This is a genomic window from Pedobacter anseongensis, from assembly GCF_037482965.1.
Lineage (GTDB): Bacteria > Bacteroidota > Bacteroidia > Sphingobacteriales > Sphingobacteriaceae > Pedobacter > Pedobacter anseongensis.
Map to the genome: position 1 here is coordinate 125,443 of NZ_JBBHKB010000004.1, position 24,519 is coordinate 149,961.

General features: G+C 38.7%; 13 protein-coding genes. 11 read left to right on the forward strand and 2 right to left on the reverse strand.

What is annotated here, in order from left to right; genetic code table 11:
* Nucleotides 1–2: 2 nt before the first annotated feature.
* The gene (locus tag WG904_RS14765) at nucleotides 3–1,544 is read right to left on the reverse strand and encodes an alpha-N-arabinofuranosidase (RefSeq protein ID WP_339580104.1); all 1,542 of its coding nucleotides are present in this window, start codon (nucleotides 1,542–1,544) and stop codon (nucleotides 3–5) included.
* A 3-nt stretch (nucleotides 1,545–1,547) separates the two neighbouring features.
* The gene (locus WG904_RS14770) at nucleotides 1,548–3,542 is read right to left on the reverse strand and encodes an alpha-L-arabinofuranosidase C-terminal domain-containing protein (RefSeq protein WP_339580105.1); all 1,995 of its coding nucleotides are present in this window, start codon (nucleotides 3,540–3,542) and stop codon (nucleotides 1,548–1,550) included.
* A gap of 254 nt (nucleotides 3,543–3,796) precedes the next feature.
* On the opposite strand from WG904_RS14770, the gene WG904_RS14775 reads away from it, so the two are divergent.
* The 11 genes from WG904_RS14775 (at nucleotide 3,797) to WG904_RS14825 (ending at nucleotide 24,517) form a co-directional block, all read left to right on the forward strand.
* Nucleotides 3,797–5,215, forward strand: coding sequence for a glycoside hydrolase family 28 protein (locus WG904_RS14775; protein WP_339580106.1), 1,419 nt, complete (start codon nucleotides 3,797–3,799; stop codon nucleotides 5,213–5,215).
* Nucleotides 5,216–5,324: 109 nt separating this feature from the next.
* On the forward strand, nucleotides 5,325–7,778 hold the full coding sequence (locus tag WG904_RS14780) for a glycoside hydrolase family 95 protein (protein ID WP_339580107.1): 2,454 nt from the start codon (nucleotides 5,325–5,327) through the stop codon (nucleotides 7,776–7,778).
* Nucleotides 7,775–10,168, forward strand: coding sequence for an MG2 domain-containing protein (locus WG904_RS14785; protein WP_339580108.1), 2,394 nt, complete (start codon nucleotides 7,775–7,777; stop codon nucleotides 10,166–10,168). The genes WG904_RS14780 and WG904_RS14785 overlap by 4 nt, the downstream gene beginning before the upstream one ends.
* A gap of 1 nt (nucleotide 10,169) precedes the next feature.
* Nucleotides 10,170–11,774 carry an arylsulfatase gene (locus tag WG904_RS14790; protein WP_339580109.1) on the forward strand — a complete coding sequence of 535 codons (1,605 nt, stop codon included), beginning with the start codon at nucleotides 10,170–10,172 and terminating at the stop codon, nucleotides 11,772–11,774.
* Between the two features lie 73 nt (nucleotides 11,775–11,847).
* Nucleotides 11,848–13,707, forward strand: coding sequence for a rhamnogalacturonan lyase (locus WG904_RS14795; protein WP_339580110.1), 1,860 nt, complete (start codon nucleotides 11,848–11,850; stop codon nucleotides 13,705–13,707).
* On the forward strand, nucleotides 13,707–16,019 hold the full coding sequence (locus WG904_RS14800; RefSeq protein WP_339580111.1) for a glycoside hydrolase family 2 TIM barrel-domain containing protein: 2,313 nt from the start codon (nucleotides 13,707–13,709) through the stop codon (nucleotides 16,017–16,019). The genes WG904_RS14795 and WG904_RS14800 overlap by 1 nt, the downstream gene beginning before the upstream one ends.
* A 126-nt stretch (nucleotides 16,020–16,145) precedes the next feature.
* Nucleotides 16,146–16,907 (forward strand): rhamnogalacturonan acetylesterase, encoded by a 762-nt coding sequence (locus WG904_RS14805; RefSeq protein ID WP_339580112.1) that lies wholly within the window; start codon nucleotides 16,146–16,148, stop codon nucleotides 16,905–16,907.
* Nucleotides 16,908–16,935: 28 nt separating this feature from the next.
* Entirely contained in the window at nucleotides 16,936–17,730 is a 795-nt protein-coding gene (locus tag WG904_RS14810) for a rhamnogalacturonan acetylesterase (protein ID WP_339580113.1), read from the forward strand.
* Nucleotides 17,731–17,943: 213 nt separating this feature from the next.
* Nucleotides 17,944–20,853, forward strand: coding sequence for an exo-beta-1,4-galactosidase (locus tag WG904_RS14815; RefSeq protein WP_339580114.1), 2,910 nt, complete (start codon nucleotides 17,944–17,946; stop codon nucleotides 20,851–20,853).
* A 42-nt stretch (nucleotides 20,854–20,895) separates the two neighbouring features.
* The gene (locus tag WG904_RS14820; protein WP_339580115.1) at nucleotides 20,896–22,020 is read left to right on the forward strand and encodes a glycoside hydrolase family 88/105 protein; all 1,125 of its coding nucleotides are present in this window, start codon (nucleotides 20,896–20,898) and stop codon (nucleotides 22,018–22,020) included.
* A 1-nt stretch (nucleotide 22,021) separates the two neighbouring features.
* The gene (locus WG904_RS14825; RefSeq protein ID WP_339580116.1) at nucleotides 22,022–24,517 is read left to right on the forward strand and encodes a glycosyl hydrolase 115 family protein; all 2,496 of its coding nucleotides are present in this window, start codon (nucleotides 22,022–22,024) and stop codon (nucleotides 24,515–24,517) included.
* Nucleotides 24,518–24,519 lie beyond the last annotated feature (2 nt).

Sequence of the window (24,519 nt, forward strand, 5' to 3'; positions counted from 1 at the left end):
AGTTAATTTTTTAACTCTAACACCACTACCGATTGTGCAGGTAGTTCTACCATGAGCGCCTTGCCACTTTTTTTAGCACCATTAAAGTTAACGATATGAATTTTATTCGGCTCGGTAAAGGAATTTACATCATTAATCTTTGCGGAGGTAAGGATTTGTCCACTTACGGTTTTCCAATTTATTCCCTCTAAAACCGTGTTTAAGTTAATTTTTTTATTCGGATCTAAATTCACCAGCGAAATATGGATGGCGCCGTTTTCATCCTGAGAAGCAGAAACATTCAAAGCAGGTATTTTTTTATCACCAGAAACATAATCAGGGCTCACAAAATCGATTGGCAAATATTTAGCATCTTGATGTACTTTAAATAAATCGAAAACATGATAGGTAGGAGTTAAAATCATCTTGTCTTTTTCTGTTAATACCAGGGCCTGCAAAACATTTACCGTTTGCGCTAAATTTGCCATTCTAACTCGGTCTGAATGATTATTAAAGATGTTTAATGTAGTTCCTGCAATTAAAGCATCACGCAAGCTATTTTGTTGGTATAAGAAGCCTGGATTTGTGCCAGGTTCAACGTCGGTCCAAATGCCCCATTCATCAACCACTAAAGCTACTTTTTTGCCAGGGTCGTATTTATCCATGATGGCCGAATGTTTGGTTACCAATTCTTCCATTTTTAAGCAGTTTTGCATGGTACTGAAGTATTGAACTTCATCGAAATTGGTTGCTGAACCTTTTGCATTCCATTTGCCGGTTGGGAGGGTGTAATAATGCAAGGTTAATCCCCACATGCGAGTACCGATGTTTTTCATGCAGGTTTCTGTCCACCCATAATCGCCTGCGTTTGCACCGGCAGCTATTCTTTTTAGCGGGGCTCCAGCATAATCGCGTGCATAAGTAGCATATCTACGATACTGATCGCTATAAAATTGTGCAGTCATATTACCCCCGCAACCCCAACTTTCGTTTCCTACACCCCAAAACGATACTTTCCAAGGGGTGCTTCTTCCGTTTTGGGTGCGAATGGCCGTCATCGGACTAACGCCATCAAAATTTAAATATTCTACCCATTTCGCCATTTCTTCTACTGTGCCGCTACCCACATTCCCGGCAATGTATGGCGCTGTGTTTAGCAAATTGCAGAGTTCTAAAAATTCGTGCGTACCGAAACTGTTATCTTCAGTAACACCGCCCCAGTTGGTATTTACCATTTTAGGGCGGTGATTTCGTGGCCCTATACCGTCTCGCCAATGATATTCATCGGCAAAGCATCCGCCTGGCCAACGTAAGTTGGGAATTTTAATCTTTTTTAAAGCTTCAACAATGTCTAATCGTATTCTCCCTTTATTTGGGATGGTCGAATTTTCATCTACCCAAAAACCATCGTAAATACAGCGACCTAAATGTTCCGAAAAATGACCATAAATGTGTTTGCTAATAATTTGATTCGAGGCTGGCTTAATGGTTAAAATTGTTTCATTCTGCGCAATAGAAGGCAATGAACTACAACTTATAAAAAGTGAAAGAATTAATTTCTTCATGATCTATGAATTAAATGGTATTCTTATTACGTTAAACGAATAAGGTTTTAGTATCAAGTTTAATTTTTTTCCTTTTATGGAAATATTAGTTCTTTTTGGGGCAACAGCTTTAGGCTTTTCCATCGAGTTAAGTTCATTTAAATTGCTATTCTCTAGCTCATCGATAAACCCTTCAGATTTAAATTTTTTCTTCCCATCAAGCCCTAAATTTATGTTTTGCGGCCTGTTTTCGGTATTTGCGATTTTAATGATTAATTCGTTACTGATTTTATCAACTACCGCCGATGCATATAAGCCATCTTGTCCTATTAAGTTCTTTTGTTCGGCCGTAATCGATACCACATCGGTACCCTTATTGGTTGAAAATAATTTTTGGACATAATAATCTGGCGTACCATAAACATTTAAGTTATCTACCCAAATCAGGTCGGGAGCCCATTGCCAAGCATCAACATGTGCAAAAAGTGGGGCATAGGAGGCCATTTGCACCACATCTGCGTTTCGCTCTAAACCCGTCATTAAAGCAGCCGAAGCCAGTGCACTTTGCCAGTTGTTGCGGTTAGGTCCTATAATTTTTGAATCAGCATGAACAGCATATTCCCCAACAAAAACCTTTGATTCGTTTCGAGGATAGTTGTCGTAACGACCAGCATTTTTTAGGAACCAATCTGCCGGACGATAGTAATGTTCATCAATAAAATCGGCCTTTGCCGTTCTTAGTGAGGTATTTAATAATTCGAAACGATCGCCATCAGGACCTGTTCCAGAGCTGTTGATAAGCTTAAAGTTTGGATATTTTGTTTTTATGGCTTTAGTGAAAATGGCTAAACGTTCTAAATATTGTGGGCCCCAATTTTCGTTGCCTATACCCATCATTTTTAAATTAAATGGTTTTGGGTGACCTAATTCTGCTCTTTTTTTTCCCCATTTAGTGGTAGTATCGCCATTGGCAAATTCAATTAAATCTAAAGCATCCTGTACATAGGGATCCAATTCATCTAAAGCCGCAACTTCGCCCGTATTAAATTGGCAAGCCATGCCACAGTTTAAGATCGGGAGAGCATCGGAGCCAATGTCTTCTGCCAGTTGAAAATATTCAAAAAAACCTAATCCAAAGCTTTGGTAATAGTCGGGCGCAGGGCGATGAGCAAACTCAACATTCCATCGGTTCATGATCATTTTTCGATCTTCAATCGGTCCGATGGTGTTTTTCCATTGATAGCGATTGGCTAAGTCGGTTCCTTCAACAATGCATCCACCCGGAAATCGAATAAAGCCCGGCTTCATGTCGGCTAGCATTTGAACCATATCTGCTCGTAAGCCTTGAGGCTGGTTTTTCCACGTGTCGCTCGGAAACAAAGAAATCATATCTAAATCGATTGCCCCTTTACCTTGCAAAATGACCATAAATTTTCCTTTGAGGTCGGTTTCTGTTGCAATTAAACTGGTAGTTTGTTTTTGCCAGACATCTGTTTGGTTGGGAATTAATTCAGTTCGACCAATAGTATTATTTTTTGAATCTTTTAACAGTAAAACCAGTTTCATTCCACCAATCGGCATCCGATATAGCATTGAAAAGTCGTAACGAAGACCTTTTTTTACTCCAATGCCCTTAAATCCTTCGTTTGTGATTTCAATGTTACCAGCTTCTTTTTTTACTTGGAGATACCTTGGATTTGCTTCATTTAATTCTTTTCGATTAACCACCAAAATTTCACCTTCTTTTTGTTTCTGAACATTCCAACCCATCAACGGTTTTGAAAATTCGAACGATCTATTTTTTAAGAGTTCCGCGTAAATACCTCCGTCTGCGCCAAAATTAATATCCTCAAAGAACACGCCCCACATATTGGGTTCTATTTTAGCAATGGATTGATCGGTTTTAACGGTTACTATTTTTGCCATTTGAGCAATAGCTAGATTTGAAAACCCTAATCCGATAAACGAATAAGCAAGCACTACGCCCAATGCACGCTTAGTTGGGGGATTTAATTTCATAACGTTCTATATTTGGAAAACTCTAAATTGTAAATGTAAAAATTTAAAATAATAAACGTTAATTTGACGATTATTATTTTTGAAAATTTATTTACCTAACCACTTTTAAAATACATTTAGATAGGTTCTATTGATAGAATATTTACTGTAAGGTTATTAAACAAGATTGATCTACAGGATGGAACAGGATGAGTTAATGCGAATAGTCGCTAACTTTGATGATAATTAAAGCTCACCGACCAAATATATACAACATGAAATTTTTAACTACTAGTATACTAACGTTGTTTATGCTCGCAAGTTTTAAAGCAAATGCTCAACCAAAAACGCCTAGTTGGGTTGCTAAGGTTGGTGCACGAAAAGTAGTCATTCCAAATAAAAATTATCTTGTAAATAATTTTGGCGCTAAAAATGACGGTAAAACTTTAAACACCGCATCCATTCAAAAAGCCATTGATGAATGCGCTGCTAAAGGAGGAGGTAGTATTTCTTTCTTGCCAGGAAAATATTTAACAGGTTCTTTATTTGTGAAAAAGAATGTGAATTTAACTATTGGTAAAGGAGTAGAAATTTTAGGAAGCCAAAATATACAAGATTACCCTGAAATTGATACCCGAGTTGCAGGTATCGAAATGAAATGGCCAGCGGCGTTAATTAATATTATCAAACAAAACAATGCCATAATATCGGGCGAAGGCTTAATTAATGCGCAAGGTAAACCCTTCTGGGATTATTATTGGAATTTGAGGAAGGAATATGAACCGAAAGGCTTAAGATGGATAGTAGATTATGATGCGAAAAGACCACGCACCATCTTGATAGCCGAATCGGCAGATATTTATTTAAAAGAAGTAAATCTACAACAAGCAGGTTTTTGGACAGTTCAGGTTTTATATTCAACTTATATAACGGTCGATAAAATTACTATTCGAAATAATGTAGATGGTAGCGGTCCGAGTACAGATGGCATCGACATCGATTCGTCGTCATGGATATTAGTGCAAAACTGTGACATCGACTGCAACGATGATAATTTTTGCTTAAAAGCAGGTAGAGATTGGGATGGTTTGCGTGTAAACCGACCTACAGCATATGTGGTTATTCGAAATTCTATTGCAAGAAAAGGCGCAGGTCTTGTTACCTTGGGAAGCGAAACATCGGGTGGCATCCGTCACGTTTGGGCAACCGATTTAACAGGATACAATACATCAAACGCCTTAAATATCAAATCGGCAACCACAAGAGGGGGTACAGTAGAAGATATTTACTTCAACAATATTACTATGCATGGTGTGGGAAATGTTCTCCAAGTTAACCCAAATTGGAACCCTTCTTATAGCTATTCTACCTTACCAGCTGGTTTTAACCCAGATTTAATTCCATTACATTGGAAGAAAATGTTAACCCACGTAGAACCGAAGGAAAAAGGAATTCCAAAAATTCAAAATGTTAATTTGTTTAACGTAAAAGCAACTGGTGCTAAAAAGGCAATTGTTGCCAATGGATTAAATGCTAGTACATTAAAATACTTTTCGTTTAAAGACATTAATATCGAGACGCTTGATGCTGGCGTAATAGATTTTGCAGAAAATTGGACCTTCGATAATGTAATGATCAAAGCTGCAAACGGAGGAAAAGTTAAAATCACTGAATCAATTAAAGTGGATCTTTAACTTTAAAAACCCAGGATCCTGTGAACGGGTATGCAGGATGGGGCAGGATGCATTTTAGCCGTTAACTCCCTAAATTGGCAATTGTTATCCTATAACCAAATATGATGCTATGCGAGTTTCCACTTTAATATTTTTCGGATTACTGTTCTGTTTTCAGTGTGTTTTGTCCCAAGGTACACCTCCATCAGCTACGCCAAATTCTGGAGCCGCAGAAACATTGTGGTATAAAAAGCCTGCAAAAAACTGGGATGAAGCCCTGCCTATTGGAAACGGAAGATTAGGGGCCATGATATTTGGTAGAATAGATCAAGAACTCATCCAGCTGAACGAGGAAACACTTTGGACAGGTGGACCGGTAAATCCTAACCCCAACCCGGCTGCTCCGCAATATCTCCCTCAAATTAGAAAATCACTTTTTGAAGGCAAAAATGGAGATGCTGTAAAACTGATGCGTAGAATGCAAGGTCCCAACACCAATATGTATCAGCCTTTGGGAAACGTAGTGATAAAACAAAAATTAATCGGTGAGGTGAGCAATTATACGCGTAGCTTAAATATCGCCGATGCTATAGCAACTACGAACTTTAAAGTTAATGGAGTTGAATATACAAGAGAGATTTTTGCTTCAGCGCCTAATCAGGTAATCGTATTGCGCCTCACTTCGAATACGCCTAAATCTCTAAATGTAAGTTTTGGTTTAAGCCATGAATTAGAAGTTAAAGTGAAAGCTGAGGGAACAAATGAATTAGTACTTAATGGAAAAGCTAGAATCGGATCAGACGAACGTAGAAACCCTAAGCCGATAGTATATTCAGATAGTTTGCATCATAATGGGATGCGTTATCAAGCCCGTCTTAAAGTGGTTAAAACCGATGGAAAACTAAGCACTGATAGTTTACTAAATGTTAAAGATGCTTCAGAAATTGTCTTATTAATCTCGGGCTCAACTAGCTTTAATGGCTATAATCAATATCCCGATTTAAACGGAAAAGACGAAAATGCAATAGCAGTCAATTTTTTAAAAGCTGCGGCTTTAAAGCCCTATTCTTCATTAAAAACTGCCCATATGGCCGACTACCATCTGTTCTTTAATCGCGTGGTGTTAACGCTTAACGATGTTAGTGAAACTTTTGCCAATATTCCTACAAATGAGAGGTTAGCAAATTACAAAGCAGGTAAATTAGATTATGGTCTTGAAAAATTATATTTCGATTTTGGAAGGTATCTATTAATTTCTTGTTCTCGTCCAAACGGCATTGCAGCAAATCTGCAGGGTATCTGGAACCCGCTTATCAGGCCCTCTTGGCGTAGTAATTTTACCACAAATATTAATTTGCAGATGAATTATTGGCCGGCAGAAGTTTGCAATTTATCGGAATTAACTGAGCCCTTGATCACTCAAATTAAACACATGGCCGTAAATGGGAAAGCTACGGCTGCTAACTATTATAAAGCTTCGGGTTGGGCGGTACACCATAATTCAGATATTTGGGCACAAACAAATCCGGTCGGAGAGGGTAGTGGCGATCCGAAATGGGCCAATTGGGCCTTGGGAAGTCCTTGGTTATCTCAACATCTCTACGAACATTATTTGTATACTCAAAATAAACTATTCCTAAAAGATACCGCATATCCTTTAATGAAAGGGGCAGCCTTGTTTTGTATCGATTGGTTAGTGGAAAAAGATGGGTATTTAGTCACGGCACCATCCACTTCGCCTGAAAATAGTTATAAACTTCCAGATGGCACTAAAGAAGTGGTAACCATTGCATCTACTATGGATATGTCTATTATTAGAGACCTGTTTAAGAATGTAATAGAAGCTTCGGCTACGTTAGGTATTGATAAAGAATTCGCTTTGCTTATAAAGGAAAAATACAACAAACTTTATCCACTTCATATTGGCAAAAAAGGAAATTTGCAAGAATGGTACGGCGATTTCGAGGACGATGATCCTCAACACCGACATATTTCGCATTTGTTTGGCTTACATCCCGGCAGAGAAATTTCTCCCTTAATCGACACGCTCTATTCAAATGCAGCAAAGCAAACCTTATTGGTGCGGGGCGACGAAGGTACGGGATGGAGTAAAGCTTGGAAAATTAATTTTTGGGCCAGAATGCTCGATGGGAATCATGCGTATAAAATGTATCAAGAACTTTTAAAGAATTCTACCCTCAATAATTTGTTCGATACCCACCCGCCTTTTCAGATCGATGGTAATTTTGGTGCTACAGCAGGAGTTGCAGAAATGCTTTTGCAAAGTCACCTCAACCAAGTTCAACTGTTGCCCGCCTTACCAGATGCTTGGAAAAGTGGCTCGATTAAAGGCCTGGTGGCACGGGGTAATTTTGTGGTCGACTTAATTTGGGAAGGTGGAAAATTAAGTAAAGCAACGATTAAGTCGAGAACCGGAGGGGTATTGAGTTTATTAACCAATATACCTGTTAAAATTATAGGTCAGCAATCGACTTCCAAAGTAATAGAAAGCAGTTTGGGTAAAGCTTACCAAACGAGACTTTCTACTAAAGCAGGGGCGGTTTATGAGGTATTTGCTTTATGATTAAGATTTTTAATCCCATAGTTTTTCTGATAATAGGTGCTTTTTGCCTGCCAGCATTGGCGCAACAAAATGCGGCAATTGCTGATAAAAATGCTATTCAACTGTTTTTCGAAAAAACATACCTGCAAACTGATAGAGCCTATTATAGTAGTGGGGAAAATGTTTGGTTTAGCGCATTTTTGGTAAATGGTAAAAGCGCAAGTTTAACCAGTACTAGTCGTACTCTTTATGTAGAATTGATTAATCCAAATTCAAAAATCATTGATAATCAGGTTATTCGTTTGGAGGGTGGACTGGGTAAAGGAGATTTCAAACTAAATGATACACTGCAAGCGGGTTGGTACCATATTCGAGCCTACACAAATTGGATGCGGAATTTCGGCGATGAATTTGTTTTTCAAAAGAAAATATACATTACCAATGCACCGAAAACTGTTTTAAAACGAACAGAAAGTCAAGTGAAAGCTAAAAAAACAATTTCTTTTTTTCCTGAAGGTGGAAATTTGGTGGAGGGGTTAACATCTATTGTTGCTTTTAAAACAAATGATGAGTTTGGGAATGGATTAGCATCAAACGCAAGTTTAATCTCTTCTAAAGGCGACACGGTTACCAGCTTTCAAAGTACTGATTTTGGAATGGGGATTTTTAGTTTTACGCCTTTGGCAAACGAAAAATATAGTGTAGTTGGCAATTTTGGTGCCGAAAAATTTAGAACAGATCTACCTTTAGCCTTAAAAAAGGGCTTGGTTATGCATTTAACTTCAGATTCTTCTGCTATTAAAGTTTCCATTAATACCAATGAATTGGCATTTCAAGAGTTAAAAGGTAAACCTATTTCGATAGTGATTAAGCATGCAGGCGACAATGTATATACGGGATCACTTTCATTAACTAAACCTGATTTGTCATTTCGTGTTTCTACTAAAAATTTACCTGCCGGTTTATCCATTTTAACTTTATTTGATGATTTAGGAAGACCCAATTGCGAACGATTATTTTTTGTTCAATCTAGTGATGGAGTGAATTTTACGGTTAATTCAGATAAAAAAAGCTATGCTGCTAGAGAGAAAGTTACTTTAAGCATTAAGTCAACGGATTACAAGGGTTCTCCTGCAAAAGCTTCCCTCTCGCTCGCCGTTGTCGACGGTTTAATTACAAATGATCCGACTACGATGGTGGGCTATCTCACCTTGCAATCAGAACTAAAGGGCGAAATTAAAAATGCCGAACATTACTTTGATCTCCAAAACTCTGCTCGTTTTAAACAATTAGATTTGTTGCTCTTAACCCAAGGTTGGAGGGAATACTTATGGCGTAGATTAGCCGATTCTACAATTAAGATAGTTTATATGCCCGAGCCTGGAATTACCATTAAGGGTTCGGTTAAAGAAAAAGTGGGAAATAAACCCTTACCTAACATGAACATCACCTTGTTTAGTTCTGGCTTTATTGGAGACAAAATTTATGCTACGAAGACAGATGCATCAGGAAAATATTTTATTGATGGTTTAAATTGGTATGGAAATGAAGCCATAAAAATTTCTTCAAGAGATGGTTACGGAAAAAAAGGAGGTTGGTTACAAATCGATACCTCATTTAAACCTATGCCTATCCATCTTAAAGTACCGAATGCCTTCTCCATTTCACCTAGTTTAGAAGCCGAAATGACAAAACGATCAGCATATAATAAATCGTATAAAAAGGGAGATTCTATTCTATTAGAGGAGGTTACGATAACAGGAGCAGCCAAAAGAGTAGAATTATTTGATCAATCTTTAATGACTTTTGGCTATAAAGACCAAGTATTCAATATCACTTCTGCTGATTACAGTTATAAAGGATTAGAACATTGGTTATTAACCAAGATACAAGGCGCATTTCCACTCGACGACGGAGATAGTACAGGTAACGAGGGAATAGCTTTTCTCTCGTCGGGTAAAAAAGTGAGACCTGCCTTAATCATCAACAATAAACAAGACATTCAGAATCGTTTAGATTATTATAGTTTAACTATGGATCAAATCAACCAGGTGGTAGTAAAACATTTGGTTACTGCTGGACCTTCAGCACCTGCCGATGCCTATGTGATTTACCTGAATTTAAAAGAAACTGCATTACTTGGTCAGAACCTTAATCTTTTAAACCTCAACTTAAAAGGTTATTATTCAGCGAGATCATTTTATTCACCCAATTATACTTCTATTTCTCCTCCGATAAAAGATTTAAGAACCACCATATTTTGGGCGCCCTTACTCAAAACAAATGATAATGGTGAATTGAGTGTTTCTTTCTTTAATGGAGATAATACGGGAGAAATGACGATCAAAACCAATGGAATTACATCGAATGGCGTGGCAGTTGTAGCAAAATCGACCTATAAAGTTCAATAACATGAAGAAACACTTATTATTCTTGTTTTTTTTAACACCTTTTATGCTCGTTGCACAAGGTCAAAAAAAACCTAATATCATTTTAATATTGGCCGATGATATGGGCTATTCTGATATTGGTTGTTTTGGTTCAGAAATACAGACCCCCAACTTGGATGAAATGGCGGCAAAGGGATTAAAAATGACTCAATTTTACAACGCATCGAGGTGTTGCCCAACCCGTGCTTCGCTGTTAACTGGCTTGTACCAACATCAAACCGGTGTAGGCGATATGGTCAACACCAGAAAGGAACCTGCCTATCAAGGTTATCTCAATCAGAACTGTGTAACCATTGCAGAAGCTCTAAAACCTTTTGGATACCAGACCTTTATGGCTGGAAAGTGGCATGTTGGACAAGCTCCGGAGCATTGGCCAACAAAAAGAGGTTTCGACCGTTATTTTGGTTTGATAGATGGCGCGGGAAGCTATTTCGGACCTTATCCCTATCGTCCGAAACAAAAACTCACTATTGCTTTAGACGATAAAGAGTTTACTTCGTTAAATCTTAATGAAAATTATTATTCAACAAACGCATACACCGATTATGCATTACAGTTTATCGAAGAGAATGATAAAACTAAAAAACCATTCTTCTTATACCTTGCTTATCAAACCCCACATTGGCCTTTACAAGCGCTACCAAAAGACATTGCTAAATATAAAGGACGATATATGCAAGGTTGGGATAAATTACGATTAGCTCGTTTTAAAAAGATGCAAGAAACTGGCATTATCCCTAAAAGCATAAAATTATCGCCAAGAGATAGCAATTTGCCCGAATGGAATTCCCTAACACAGGAAGAAAAAATTAACTGGGACGATAAGATGGCCGTCTACGCCGCAATGATCGATTGTATGGATCAAAATATTGGTAAAATAAGGAAAAAGCTTAAAGAATTGGGTCAAGATAAAAATACGGTATTAATGTTCTTGTCCGATAATGGTGCCAGTAGTGAAACCATTAATCCAAATGGATTTTTACCCGAAATTTTCCGGAGCAGCAAGAAATTAGCGAGTGATCCTAGCTCCTTCACAGCATACGGATTTGAAGGGGCAAACGTGAGTAATACTCCTTTTCGCTTGTTTAAACATTGGGAGTACGAGGGAGGTACTTCTACACCATTTATTGCTTATGGTCCCGAATTTATAAAGCCTGGAACTACGTCGAGCAAACCTGCACATATTATAGATATCATGTCAACCTGTTTAAACCTTGCGGGAGCTAAGTATCCATCAACCTATAAGGAGCAAAAGATTAAACAGACAGTCGGTGTGAGCCTGGTTCCTTTGTTTAAAGGACAAAATTGGAGTGGACACGAGGCTTTATTTTTCGAACACGAAGGCAATAGGGCGGTACGGCAGGGCAATTGGAAATTGGTATCAAATTACCCCGATAATGAATGGCATTTGTTTAACATGGCAAACGACAGAACCGAACTGCACGATTTAAGCAAGGCGCAACCTAGAAAAGTTCAAGAAATGATCATTTTATATGAGAATTGGGCGCAAAAGGCGGATGTAATTTCGTTCGATAAATTAACTACTAAAAAAGGGGAAGGATTTTAGCTTTAAACAGGATTGTACAGGAGAGTTAAAACCAAATTTATATGCAATTTAGTGCACCATAATACTAACCAAATTGAAAATCGATCGCAATTCTTATAAATTTTCGGCTGTACTGGTCTTGTTAGTCATGATGTACACTACCAGTTTCGCCCAGCGACAGATGGAAAAATTAGATCGAGGTTTGATTGCCATGCGCCAAGGAACAGATACAGTTTATGTGGGTTGGCGTTTGTTAGGTACAGAAACCGATGATATTGCATTTAATCTTTACCGCAAAACGGGCACGCAAAATCCAGTTAAACTCAATAAACAGCCGATCACGGAAAGCACAAATTTTGTAGACACCAAGGTGGATTTTAACTTTTCGCAAGCGTATTTTGTTAAAGCAGTACATAAAGGAATAGAAGAAATGGCAAGCAAAGTCTATGTTTTAGCCGCTAACGTTGTTTCGAAACAATATTTAGAAATTCCTTTAAATACACCTTTGGGTTATACCCCTAATGATATGTCGGTGGGCGATTTGGATGGAGATGGAGAATATGAACTCATTTTACATCAAGCGGGCAGAGGTCGCGATAATTCATCAAATGGTTTTACAGATCCACCTATATTTCAGGCATATAAAATAGACGGCACTTTTTTATGGCAAATCGATTTAGGTAAAAACATCCGTGAGGGTGCACATTATACACAGTTTATGGTGTACGATTTAGATGGTGATGGGATTGCCGAATTTGCCTGTAAAACTGCCGATGGCACGGTAGATGGAAAGGGCAAGGTTATAGGCGATTCGACAAAAAATTGGGTAAATCGGAATGGAAGAATTTTGGATGGGCCCGAGTTTTTTACCATTTTTAATGGTAAAACGGGAGAAGCATTAGCTACTACCCCTTATGTTCCTGCCAGGGGCGATATTGGAGCATGGGGAGGCATTGGTGGTAATGGAAAAAATGATTTTACTGGGAATAGGGTAGATCGATTTAATGCTTGCATAGCGTATTTAGACGGAATTCATCCCAGTATAATTATGTGCCGTGGCTATTATGGAAGGACAGTTTTGGCAGCATGGGATTGGAGAGATGAAAAATTGACGTCACGCTGGGTATTCGATACGAAAGATGGTAAAAATCCATATTCTGGCATGGGCAATCATGGATTAACTGTTGCAGATGTAGATGGAGATGGTAAAGATGAAATTGTTTATGGCGCTATGGTTGTTGATGATAATGGTAAAGGTTTATACACTACGGGTTTACGCCATGGCGATGCTTTGCATGTTAGCGATCTTGATCCGGAACGTCCAGGTATGGAAGTATTCGGTGTTCACGAGATCGAAGAGGGAACAAAGGGACCAGGCGTAGCGGTTTATGATGCAAAAACAGGTAAAATCTTATTCGAGGGCTCTGAGGATGAAGATGTGGGTAGGGGTGTTGCCGATAACATTGATAACACCCGGGTGGGTGCACAAATGTGGTGGTCGGGCTCAAATGGATTATATGATATAAAAGGGAACCGGATCGGAGATCAACCCCGCTCTACAAATTTTTTAATTTATTGGGATGGCGATTTGTCGCGAGAATTATTAGATGGAAATCATATCGACAAGTACAATGGGGGAAGGTTATTTACGGCTAATGGTTATTTATCAAATAATGGTACCAAATCTACACCAGCATTGAGCGCCGACCTTTTTGGCGATTGGCGCGAAGAAGTAATTTTTCGTTCGTATGATGGAAAAAGCCTGCGTATTTATACCACAACCATTCCAACACAGCATAGAACCTATACCTTAATGCACGATCCCCAATACCGTTTAAGCATAGCTTGGCAAAACATTGGATATAATCAACCCCCACATACTGGCTTTTATTTCGGTAATGGAATGAAAAAAGCACCAAAACCCAATATTGTACTCGTAGAACCAAAGAAGTAATGAAAAGAATATTATTGTTTACCGGTCTACTATTTGTCCAGTTTTTGTCGCCCGCCCAAGTTAGGATTGTCGATAATTTTGATAAAAATTGGACTTTTATTCAAGAAGACGTAAAGGATGCGAGTAAGCTAGCATTTAACGATTCGAAATGGCGTAAATTAGATGTACCGCACGATTGGAGTATCGAAGGGGCATACGATAAAGCAAATTTAACGGCTCGAGGCGGTGGCTATCTGCCTTCTGGAATTGGATGGTACCGTAAAAATTTTACAGTTAACGAAGAACTGGCGAAAAAGAAAATTACCATCGAATTTGATGGTGTAATGGCAAATAGCGAGGTATACATTAACGGTTTTCATCTTGGAAAACGTCCTTATGGCTATATTAATTTTTCTTATGAGTTAACTAAACATTTAAATTTTGGCAAAGGAAAAACAAATGTAATTGCCGTTAGGGCCGATAATTCGATACAGCCAGCCTCGCGCTATTATACGGGAGCCGGAATTTACAGGCATGTACGGTTAATTGCTACTGATCTAGTGCATATCGCCGATTATGGCGTTTTTATCGCTACCGAAGATGCTGCCTCCGCTAAAGCAACGGTTAAAGTGCAAACCAATGTAGTAAACGAATCCTTAAGACCTGCTCAAATTATTATCGAAACCGCGGTTTTAGACCCATCAGGTAAAGTGGTTAAAACAGTGCAAAGCAAACAAAGCGTAGCTGAGGGTGAGTCCTTCAATTTTAAGCAAGAAATGCTCATTGCAAATCCGAAACTTTGGAATTTAGAAAGCCCTAATTTGTATAAAACGCTTACCAAAATTAGCGTTGGGGGAAAGGTGGTCGACGATCAATTAAATACTTTTGGCATTCGGGCATTCAAGTTCGATGCGGCAACTGGTTTTTGGTTAAATGGTAAAAACTTTAAATTAAAAGGAGCATGTTTACATCACGATGGTGGTGCAGTGGGAGCAGCAGTTCCCTTAGCCATTTGGGAAAACAGGCTAAAATTGTTAAAAGAGGTAGGCGTAAATGCCATTCGAACAGCTCATAATCCGGTAGCTAAAGAATTTTTAGATTTATGTGATCAAATGGGGTTTTTGGTAATGGACGAAACCTTCGACACCTGGAACTCGGCGAAAAATAATGGCGAAAAGGGATACAATCGGTTTTTTACCGAATGGTGGGAGCGTGATACCCGTGCCATGATTATGCGCGATCGAAATCATCCATCCATCGTAATTTATAGCGTAGGAAATGAGATTCATGATGATTTAAATAGCCCTGCGGGATTTAAAAAATATAAAGATCAGCAAGACCTGATACATTTACTAGATCCCACCCGCCCGGTAACCATGGCGTTGTTTCGCCCTGCAAACTCTAAAGTGTACACCAACGGCTTTGCAGAAATAATGGATGTGGTTGGGCAAAATTATCGCGAAAATGAATTGGTCGCCTTGCATCAAGCAAAGCCAAACTTGAAAGTAATCGGTACCGAAAATACACACGTTCCAGTTCAATATCTTGCTTTAAGAGATAACCCTTTTATGGCGGGGCAGTTCTTGTGGACGGGCTTCGATTATTTAGGGGAAGCCGATTGGCCTCAAATAACGAACGGACAAGGGTTATTCGATCGTGCAGGAAATTGGAAACAGCAGAGTTTACAGCGACAAAGCTGGTGTGCAGAACAACCGGTAGTTCATATGGTGCGAAAGGAAGAAAATGCAGGTGCGGGCGCATGGATCAATAACTGGACCCCTACCGATTTCGATACGTATGATGATGCTAAAGTTGCCATTTATAGTAATTGCGAAGAAGTTGAATTGTTTTTAAACGATAAATCCTTAGGTTCTAAATTAAAGCCTGCTGATGATTCACCTCGTCTATGGGACGTAACTTTCGAAAAAGGCACATTAAAAGCAGTTGGGAAAAATAAGGGAAAAGTAGTAACCAGTGAGGAATTTAAAACGGCTGGTAAACCTGAAAAAGTGGTTTTGAGTGTAAATAAAAACCAGATTAACAATACCTGGGATGATGTCGCGTTTGTTACCGCAATGATATATGATGCTGATGGAAATGTATGTCCGAATGCCGACGAATTAATAAAATTTGATATTACGGGTGCGGGTTTTATTACCGCCGTTGATAATGGAAATATTGCCAGTCACGAACCCTACAAAGCCTTACAACGTCATGCCTATCGTGGAGTTTGTATCGCTTTGGTAAAAGCAAATCAACCTTTGGGTAAAATAACAGTCAAAGCAACAGCCGATGGATTGCTGGGGAGCTCGGTAAGTTTGGAGGTAAAATAATTTAAATACATAGAAATAGTAATCAACATGAACCGACCATGATTAAAGAATCATTAAGCACACAGGGGTATGATTATTTAATCATGCTAAGGAACATCTGACCTCTAAAATCAAAATTATAAACAGATGAAAACAAAATCAATTTTTATAGCAATAGGCATCTCACTGATCTCCTTCGCCTTTATCCCCCAACGTAAACCTGCCTTACACACCATCGGCGATTCTACCGTTCGCAATTCGAACAAAGAAACCTGGGGTTGGGGCACACCAATCGCATCTTTATTTGATACCACGAAGTTGCATGTAGAAAACAATGCAATGGCGGGACGAAGTACCCGAACATTTATTTCGGAGGGAAGATGGGCTAAAGTGCTGGAAACCTTAAAGCCTGGCGATTTTGTAACCATGCAATTTGGACACAATGAAGGGAGCGTTCCTGATACCTCTAAAGCAGGTCGCAGAGGAGTACTAAGAGGAATTGGCGAAGAAACGAAAGAATTAACTTGGCCTGATGGGAAAAAGGAAATTGTTCATACCTATGGATGGTATCTTAGAAAATTTATTAATGAAACAAGAGCAAAAGGCGCTACCCCAATCGTAATTTCGATGATTCCGAGAAATGAATTTAGGAACGGTAAAGTGTTACGTGCCGATAAGGATTTTGGGAAATGGGCAGCAGAAGTGGCAAAAGAAGAAAACACTTTTTTTATAGATTTAAATAAAATTACGGCCGACAAATATGATAGTTTGGGAGCCGAAAAGGTTAAATTATTTTTCCCGGGCGATCATACCCATACCAACCTCGCTGGCGCAACCGTAAATGCCGAATCGGTGATAGAGGAGTTGAAAATGCTAAAGGATTGTCCGCTTAATACATTTATTAAATAACATATAGATAAAATTTATACGCATATAGATGAAATCGATTAGAAAACATTTAACTCTCACCTTACTTGCAAGTTTAGTTATACTCTCTTCTTGCATCGTCATCAAACAAAATGAGAAGCCAACACTTTTCCTCATTGGCGATTCGACCGTTAAAAATGGAAAAGGCAAAGGCGATGGTTCTTTGTGGGGATGGGGAAGTTTTATTGCTGAACTTTTCGACAGTAATAAATTAACAATAGAGAATAATGCATTAGGTGGTACCAGCAGCCGCACTTTTCAAACTAATGGACTGTGGGAACCTGTTTTAGCCAAAATTAAAAAGGGCGATTTTGTGATGATGCAGTTTGGTCACAATGATAGCAGTCCGCTAGACGATACTGCCCGCGCTCGTGGAACGATAAAGGGAGTGGGTTCGGAAAGTAAAGAAATTTACAATCCAATTAAGAAAAAACATGAAGTAGTTTATACTTATGGATGGTACCTGCGCAAATTCATTAACGATATAAAAGCCAAAGGTGCAACCCCGATTGTATGTTCTCCAATTCCTCGAAATCCCGTTAAAGATGATCAAGTGGTTTTAGCAAACGATAGCTATGCTAAATGGAGTGAAGAGGTTGCTAAAGCAGAAAAAGTAGATTTTATTCCTTTAAACCAATTAATTAAAGATAGGTATGCTGCTTCAACTGCTGCAGTTGTTAAAACTTATTTTACTGAAAAGGATCATACGCATACCAATGAGGCTGGTGCAAAATTAAATGCTGCTTTAGTAGTGGAGGGATTGAAAATGTTGAAGGATTCGAAGCTTAAAGGTTACCTAAAATAGTTTTTTACCGCAGAGGTTGCAAAGAATGCAAAGTTGGATTCAAATCTTTGTGTCTTTCGTGCCTTTTCCGGTTATAGCACACCTCTGCGTTCTCTGCGAAAATCACGCTGTGCTCTTTGTGGTCTATTTATAATTGATACAGGACACTACAGGTTGCCCATATCTTCATTTTGCCGTAATATAGTAGCTTGAACCAAATAGTTGTGTACTTACATGTTGATAAATCAATTTAAGCTAAATAAATGGATATTTTTTGCCGTTTTTTTACTTGCCCTATTTTCTACTGCCACTCAAGCCCAAACCTTATCGCTAAAAGGAAAATGGCGCTTTAAAATAGACGCTAAAAATGAAGGGCTAAAAGCGAAGTGGTTTTCAACTATTTTACCAGAATCAGTCAATTTGCCTGGCTCCATGGCCGAAAATTTAAAAGGTGATGAGATAACTTTAAAAACTCAGTGGACAGGAAGTATTTATGATAGCTCATACTTCTACAACCCCGGCTTAGCAAAATATCGTGTTGCGAACAATATCAAAATCCCATTTTGGTTAACACCTGCAAAACATTATGTTGGTGTAGCTTGGTATCAAAAAGATATTCAAATCCCAGCCAATTGGAACGGCAAAAGAATGGTCTTATCACTCGAATACCCCCATTCCGAAACTAGGGTGTGGATAGATGATGTCGAAATTGGAATGCAATATACCTTTGTTGTAGCACAGAATTTCGAAATTCCGTCGAATATAAAACCTGGTAAGCACACCATCACACTTCAAATCGACAACACCATTAAAGCAATTAATGTAGGGAAAGATTCGCATAGCTTAACCGACCATACCCAAGGAAACTGGAATGGAGTAGTTGGAAAGATGGAATTACAAGCCGGTTCACCAATTTACATAGAAGATGTACAAGTGTATCCCGATTTAAAGCGTAAAATGGCTAAAGTTAAGCTTCAGCTAAAAGCAAACGGTAACAGCTCTTCTTCTGGCAATATAACACTCTCGGCATCGAGTTTTAATACGAAACAACTTTTAAATGTAAAACCTTTAACGAAAGCCTATTCCATCACCAACGGAACAGGAACACTAGAAATTGAATTGCCAATGGGCGATAAAATTGCAACATGGGATGAGTTTGATCCCGCACTCTATCGCCTAAACGTGGTATTGCTTAGTAAAGATGGAAAAAAGGACGAAAAGCAGGTTCAATTCGGTATGCGAGAATTTAAAGCCGTGGGCCGAAGTTTTGAAATTAACGGCCGGCCAGTTTTTCTTAGGGGAACGGTAAATAATTGCGAATTTCCATTAACCGGGTACCCTGCCATGGATGTTGCCGCTTGGGTTCGGATTTTTAAAATCTGTAAAGATCATGGATTAAACCACATGCGTTTTCACTCGTGGTGCCCACCAGAAGCTGCGTTTATCGCTGCAGATTTAATTGGATTTTATTTACAACCCGAAGGTCCGAGTTGGGCAAATCATGGTACATCTATCGGTAATGGTAGGCCAATTGATCAATTTATATACGACGAAACGAACCGCATGAGCAAGAATTATGGGAATTATGCGTCTTTTTGTATGATGGCTTATGGGAATGAGCCAAGTGGAAAGCAAGTAGAATACCTTACCAAATTTAACGAGTATTGGAAAGCAAAAGATTCGAGAAGAATTTATACGGGTGCATCCGTGGGAGGGAGCTGGCCAATAATTCCAAATAACGAATTTATGGTACGTGCGGGTGCGAGAGGATTAGACTGGGGCCGTAGGCCTGAAAGTATGTCGACCTATGCCAAGCAAATTGAGCAATTTAGTGTTCCATTTGTAGCACACGAAATGGGGCAATACTGCGTTTTTCCAAATTTTAAGGAGATTAAAAAATACACTGGCGTTTACCGCGCTAAAAACTTCGAACTGTTTGAAGAAGATTTAAAAGATCACAACATGGCCGATCAAGCCGAATCGTTCTTGATGGCTTCTGGGAAACTTCAAGCGCTATGCTATAAAAATGAAATCGAGAAAGCATTGCGTACACCAAATTATAACGGGTATCAATTGTTATCGTTAAATGATTATCCTGGCCAAGGCACCGCACTTATTGGTGTATTGGATGCCTTTTGGGACGAAAAAGGATACATCACCGCTAAAGAATTTAAACGCTTTTCGAATAGCACTGTGCCATTGGCAAAAATGCCAAAATTTGTATTTACCACTGATGAATTGTTAGCGGCTGAGGTAGAAGTTGCACATTTTGGAAAACAAGTTATGCAAGATGCAAAGCTATCGTGGACTATAAAGGATGAAACTGGCCTCGTTCTATCTAAAGGAAATTTTGCTCCGAAAACATTACCCATAGCCAATTGCATTCAAATTGGGGAGATTAGATTCGCTTTAAATCAACTTAAAAAAGCATCAAAATTAAAATTAGAGGTGGTGATTAACGGAACGGAATATGCTAATGATTGGGATTTCTGGGTGTTTCCTTCTACACTTCCTCCAATTAACACAGAGGTATATTACACCACAAGTTTTGATGATAAAGCCAAAGAAGTATTAGAAAATGGAGGTAAAGTATTTTTAAATGCAGCGGGTAAGGTGGTGAAAGGAAAAGAAGTTACACAAACTTTTTTACCGGTATTTTGGAATACCTCATGGTTTAAAATGCGCCCGCCTCATACTTTGGGAATTGTGGTCGACCCGAAAAACCCTGCGCTGGCTGAATTCCCAACTTCTTATCATAGCGATATGCAATGGTGGGAAATTGTAAACAAAACGCAAGTAATGAATTTGGAAGATTTCCCGAAAGAATTTAAGCCTATTATTCAACCCATAGACACTTGGTTTTTAAATCGCCGATTAGCTATGGTTTTCGAAGCTAAAGTAGGGAATGGAAAGCTGATTGTTTCGAGCACTAATTTATCAGCCTACTTAAAAGGGGTGCCCAGTGCACAACAACTTTATTATAGTCTGCAAAAATACATGGTTTCAGCGCAATTTAACCCGAAATTCGAAGTAGCGTTTAACACGATTAAAGATTTATTCGAAACCCCATCTAAACAGCAATTCGAAACGTTTACGAAAGACTCGCCCGATGAGCTAAAACCGAAACCTAAAACGAATAAATAGTTTGTAAATCTTTTAAAGATTGACAAACTTAACACCAGAAATATGAAAAAGCCCATACTACTCTTAACACTCATTTTTGTGATCACAGCGTCAGTTTCTGCTCAAAAACTCCCTTCAAAAAAAGATGTAATGAAGGTGATGAAAGTAACCAATGCCTATTTCATGAATAAATGGCCAGATGCCGGGAAGTCAATTTTCACCAATAGAGAAAGACCAAGTAACATTTGGACTAGAGCCGTATACTACGAAGGCTTAATGGCGCTATATCAATTAAAACCAGATAAAGTTTATTACGATTATGCAGTGCAATGGGGCGAAAAACATAAATGGGGATTAAGAAATGGAATTCAAACCCGTAATGGTGATGATCAGGCATGTGGACAGACCTTTATCGATTTATATAACATCGACCCTAAACCCGAACGCATAAAAGACATTAAGGCATCGATAGATTTAATGATGAAATCGGGAAAAATAAACGACTGGACATGGATTGATGCCTTGCAAATGGCAATGCCTGTTTTTGCTAAATTAGCCGTACTGTATAAAGATGATGCTTATTACGAATACATGTATAAAATGTATATGCATACTAAAACCGTTGAGGGTGGCGGTTTATATAACGCAAAAGATGGATTATGGTGGAGAGATAAAGATTTTGTGCCGCCTTACAAAGAACCAAATGGTAAAGATTGCTACTGGTCTAGAGGCAACGGTTGGGTAGTTGCTGCTTTAGTTAGGGTGTTAGACATTATGCCTGAAAATGCCCCTCATCGGGCCGAATACTTAAAAACCTATCGCGAAATGATTAAGGCTTTAGCTCCTTTGCAACGTGCAGACGGTTTTTGGAATGTAAGCTTGGTAGATCCAACACATTTTGGTGGCAAAGAAACCTCTGGAACTGCTTTATTTGCTTATGGAATGGCTTGGGGCGTAAATAAAGGGATTTTAGCTAAAAAAATATACAAACCAATTATTACGAAGGCTTGGAAAGGGATGACGAAAGAAGCGGTTCAAAAGACAGGTTTTTTGGGTTACATGCAGGGAACTGGAAAAGAACCAAAAGATGGTCAGCCCGTAACCTATACCAGTATGCCCGATTTTGAAGATTATGGCTTAGGTTGTTTTTTATTGGCCGGAACTGAAGTATATAAAATGAAGAAGTAAGATGATGAAGATCAGAAATATTTTTTGTCTAACCTTAATTTTTCTGCTAATAGGCTGGTCTTGCTTGCTTTTAGCGCAAAATAAAAGGAACGAAATTTCTATTTCTGAAATAAACTTGCCTCTTTCTTTCCCCATCGTTAATAAGGGTAATTCTGCTTCGATTTATATCGACCAAAAGGATGCTGAAGTAGTAGGCATTGCAGCCGAGGCGTTTAAAAATGACGTTAATTTATTAACGAGTGTAACACCTACGGTTTTTAAAAACAATCATTCTTTAAGTACCTATCCAATCATTATTGGTACAGTGGGTAAGTCTTTTTATATCGATCAACTGGTTAAGGACGATAAAATTAACAAAGCTACCTTGCTCGGAAAATGGGAAACTTTTTCGATTTCTGTAATCGAAAATCCACTAAAGGGTGTGAAAAGAGCATTGGTTATTGCAGGTAGTGATAGAAGAGGTACCGCATTTGGAGTATTCGAACTCTCGCGGAGGTTGGGCGTTTCGCCATTATACTGGTGGGCTGATGTTAAACCAGCTCATAAAAATTCACTTTTTGTAAGCTCAGGCGAAAACATTGTCGGCCCACCTTCAGTAAAATATCGAGGCATTTTTATTAACGATGAAGATTGGGGCATACAACCTTGGGCAGCAAAAAAAATGGATACCGATGTAAAAGATCTTGGTCCCAAAGCGTACTCGAAAGTTTTCGAATTGTTGTTAAGGTTAAAAGCTAACTACATTTGGCCGGGTATGCATCCCTCAACTAAAGCTTTTTATTATTATACAAACAATCCTATTATTGCCGATAAATATGGAATTGTTTTGGGAGCTAGCCATTGCGAACCCATGCTTAGAAACAATGTTTTTGAATGGGCCGAAAATTTTGAGCACGAATACGGAAAAAAACCAGGTGAATGGCGATACGATTTAAATAAAAATGAAATTTCTACCTATTGGACCGATCGGGTAAAACAAGCTAAGAATTACGAATCGGTTTATACGGTTGGAATGCGAGGAATCCATGATGGAAGCATGCCGGGACCTAAAGATAAAAATGAAAAGGTGAAGCTTTTAAACGAAGTGATCAAAGACCAAAGAGGCATCCTTGCCGCAAATTTGTCGCAGAACGTAAATACGGTTCCACAAATATTTTGCCCTTATAAAGAAGTGCTGTCGCTTTATCAAGCAGGATTAGAATTGCCAGACGACGTTACCATTGTGTGGTCGGATGATAATCATGGCTATATTCGCCAACTCTCTAATGAAGAAGAGCAAAAACGCTCGGGGGCGAGCGGTGTATATTATCATATTTCATATTGGGGTGCTCCGCACGATTATTTGTGGTTGTCGTCTATTTCGCCTTCGTTAATTTCTTACGAGTTAACAAAGGCCTATCAGTATAAAGCCAATCGTTTATGGGTAATTAATGTAGGCGATATCAAACCCGCAGAAATGGAAACTCAATTTGCGATGGATTTAGCTTGGGATGTAACAAAGTGGAATCCTGAAAATGCACATAATTATGCCGAGAGTTGGGCTAGTGAAACTTTCGGCGCAACATTCGCAAAACCAATAGCTGCTATAAAGGAGACCTATTATCGTTTAGCGCAAGCTGCAAAGCCTGAACACATGAGTTCCGTTAATTTTTCCGACAGAGAAGCCGATCAAAGACTGGCAGATTATGCATCGATTTATAAAAGCGCCGTTGCCTTGAATGAAAAAATTCCTGCGCGATTAAAAGATGCTTATTTCGAGTTAATTCTTTACCCAGTAGAGGGGGCATATTTAATGAATCAGAAAATATTGTACGCAAAAAAAAGCCTAGCTGGCGGTGGTGAAGCACTAATGTATGCACAAAAGTCAAAAGATGCTTTCGAGAAGATTAAAAAAATAACCTTAAAGTATAATAAAGAAATTGCAGGTGGTAAATGGGACGGGATAATGGATTACCGTCCACGTAATCTTCCTGTTTTTGATATGCCAACAGTGGCTACGTCAGCATCTGAAAATATATTAACTCAAAAGAAGATTGTAAACAAGCAAATTATTGGGGCGACCACATTTGTCGGTAAATCAACACCAAGGGGTGCCTCTTTAAAAATAATTACCGGTTTAGGTCGAGGCGGAAAGGGTATTTCTGTTTTTCCCTTAAATCTTCTGGCGGTAAAAGACAGTGAATTAGAAAATGCAGCTTATGTTACGTATAAGGTAGATATTAAGAAAGCAGGCGAGCATCTAATCGAAGTGAAGTGTTTACCTACCCAAGGTGTTAGTGCAGGTAGTAAGGTAAGGTATGCTATTTCTGTTAATAACGATAAACCTCAAGTTATAAATGTTGCACCTACGTCTGAAAACAATATTTGGAAGCAAAATGTACTGCAAGGCTTTGCCTCTGGCGTAACTAAACATCAAATTACCACTCCAGGTACTACAACTATCAAAATTTATTTACTCGATCCCGGAACCGTAATTAATCAATTGGAAATACAATAGGT

Coding starts and splice junctions, on each gene's coding strand:
- WG904_RS14800 (WP_339580111.1), top strand. CDS start 13,707: ATGAAAAGAATATTATTGTTTACCGGTCTACTATTTGTCCAGTTTTTG.
- WG904_RS14825 (WP_339580116.1), top strand. CDS start 22,022: ATGATGAAGATCAGAAATATTTTTTGTCTAACCTTAATTTTTCTGCTA.
- WG904_RS14820 (WP_339580115.1), top strand. CDS start 20,896: ATGAAAAAGCCCATACTACTCTTAACACTCATTTTTGTGATCACAGCG.
- WG904_RS14810 (WP_339580113.1), top strand. CDS start 16,936: ATGAAATCGATTAGAAAACATTTAACTCTCACCTTACTTGCAAGTTTA.
- WG904_RS14775 (WP_339580106.1), top strand. CDS start 3,797: ATGAAATTTTTAACTACTAGTATACTAACGTTGTTTATGCTCGCAAGT.
- WG904_RS14780 (WP_339580107.1), top strand. CDS start 5,325: ATGCGAGTTTCCACTTTAATATTTTTCGGATTACTGTTCTGTTTTCAG.
- WG904_RS14815 (WP_339580114.1), top strand. CDS start 17,944: ATGTTGATAAATCAATTTAAGCTAAATAAATGGATATTTTTTGCCGTT.
- WG904_RS14790 (WP_339580109.1), top strand. CDS start 10,170: ATGAAGAAACACTTATTATTCTTGTTTTTTTTAACACCTTTTATGCTC.
- WG904_RS14805 (WP_339580112.1), top strand. CDS start 16,146: ATGAAAACAAAATCAATTTTTATAGCAATAGGCATCTCACTGATCTCC.
- WG904_RS14765 (WP_339580104.1), bottom strand. CDS start 1,544: ATGAAGAAATTAATTCTTTCACTTTTTATAAGTTGTAGTTCATTGCCT.
- WG904_RS14785 (WP_339580108.1), top strand. CDS start 7,775: ATGATTAAGATTTTTAATCCCATAGTTTTTCTGATAATAGGTGCTTTT.
- WG904_RS14770 (WP_339580105.1), bottom strand. CDS start 3,542: ATGAAATTAAATCCCCCAACTAAGCGTGCATTGGGCGTAGTGCTTGCT.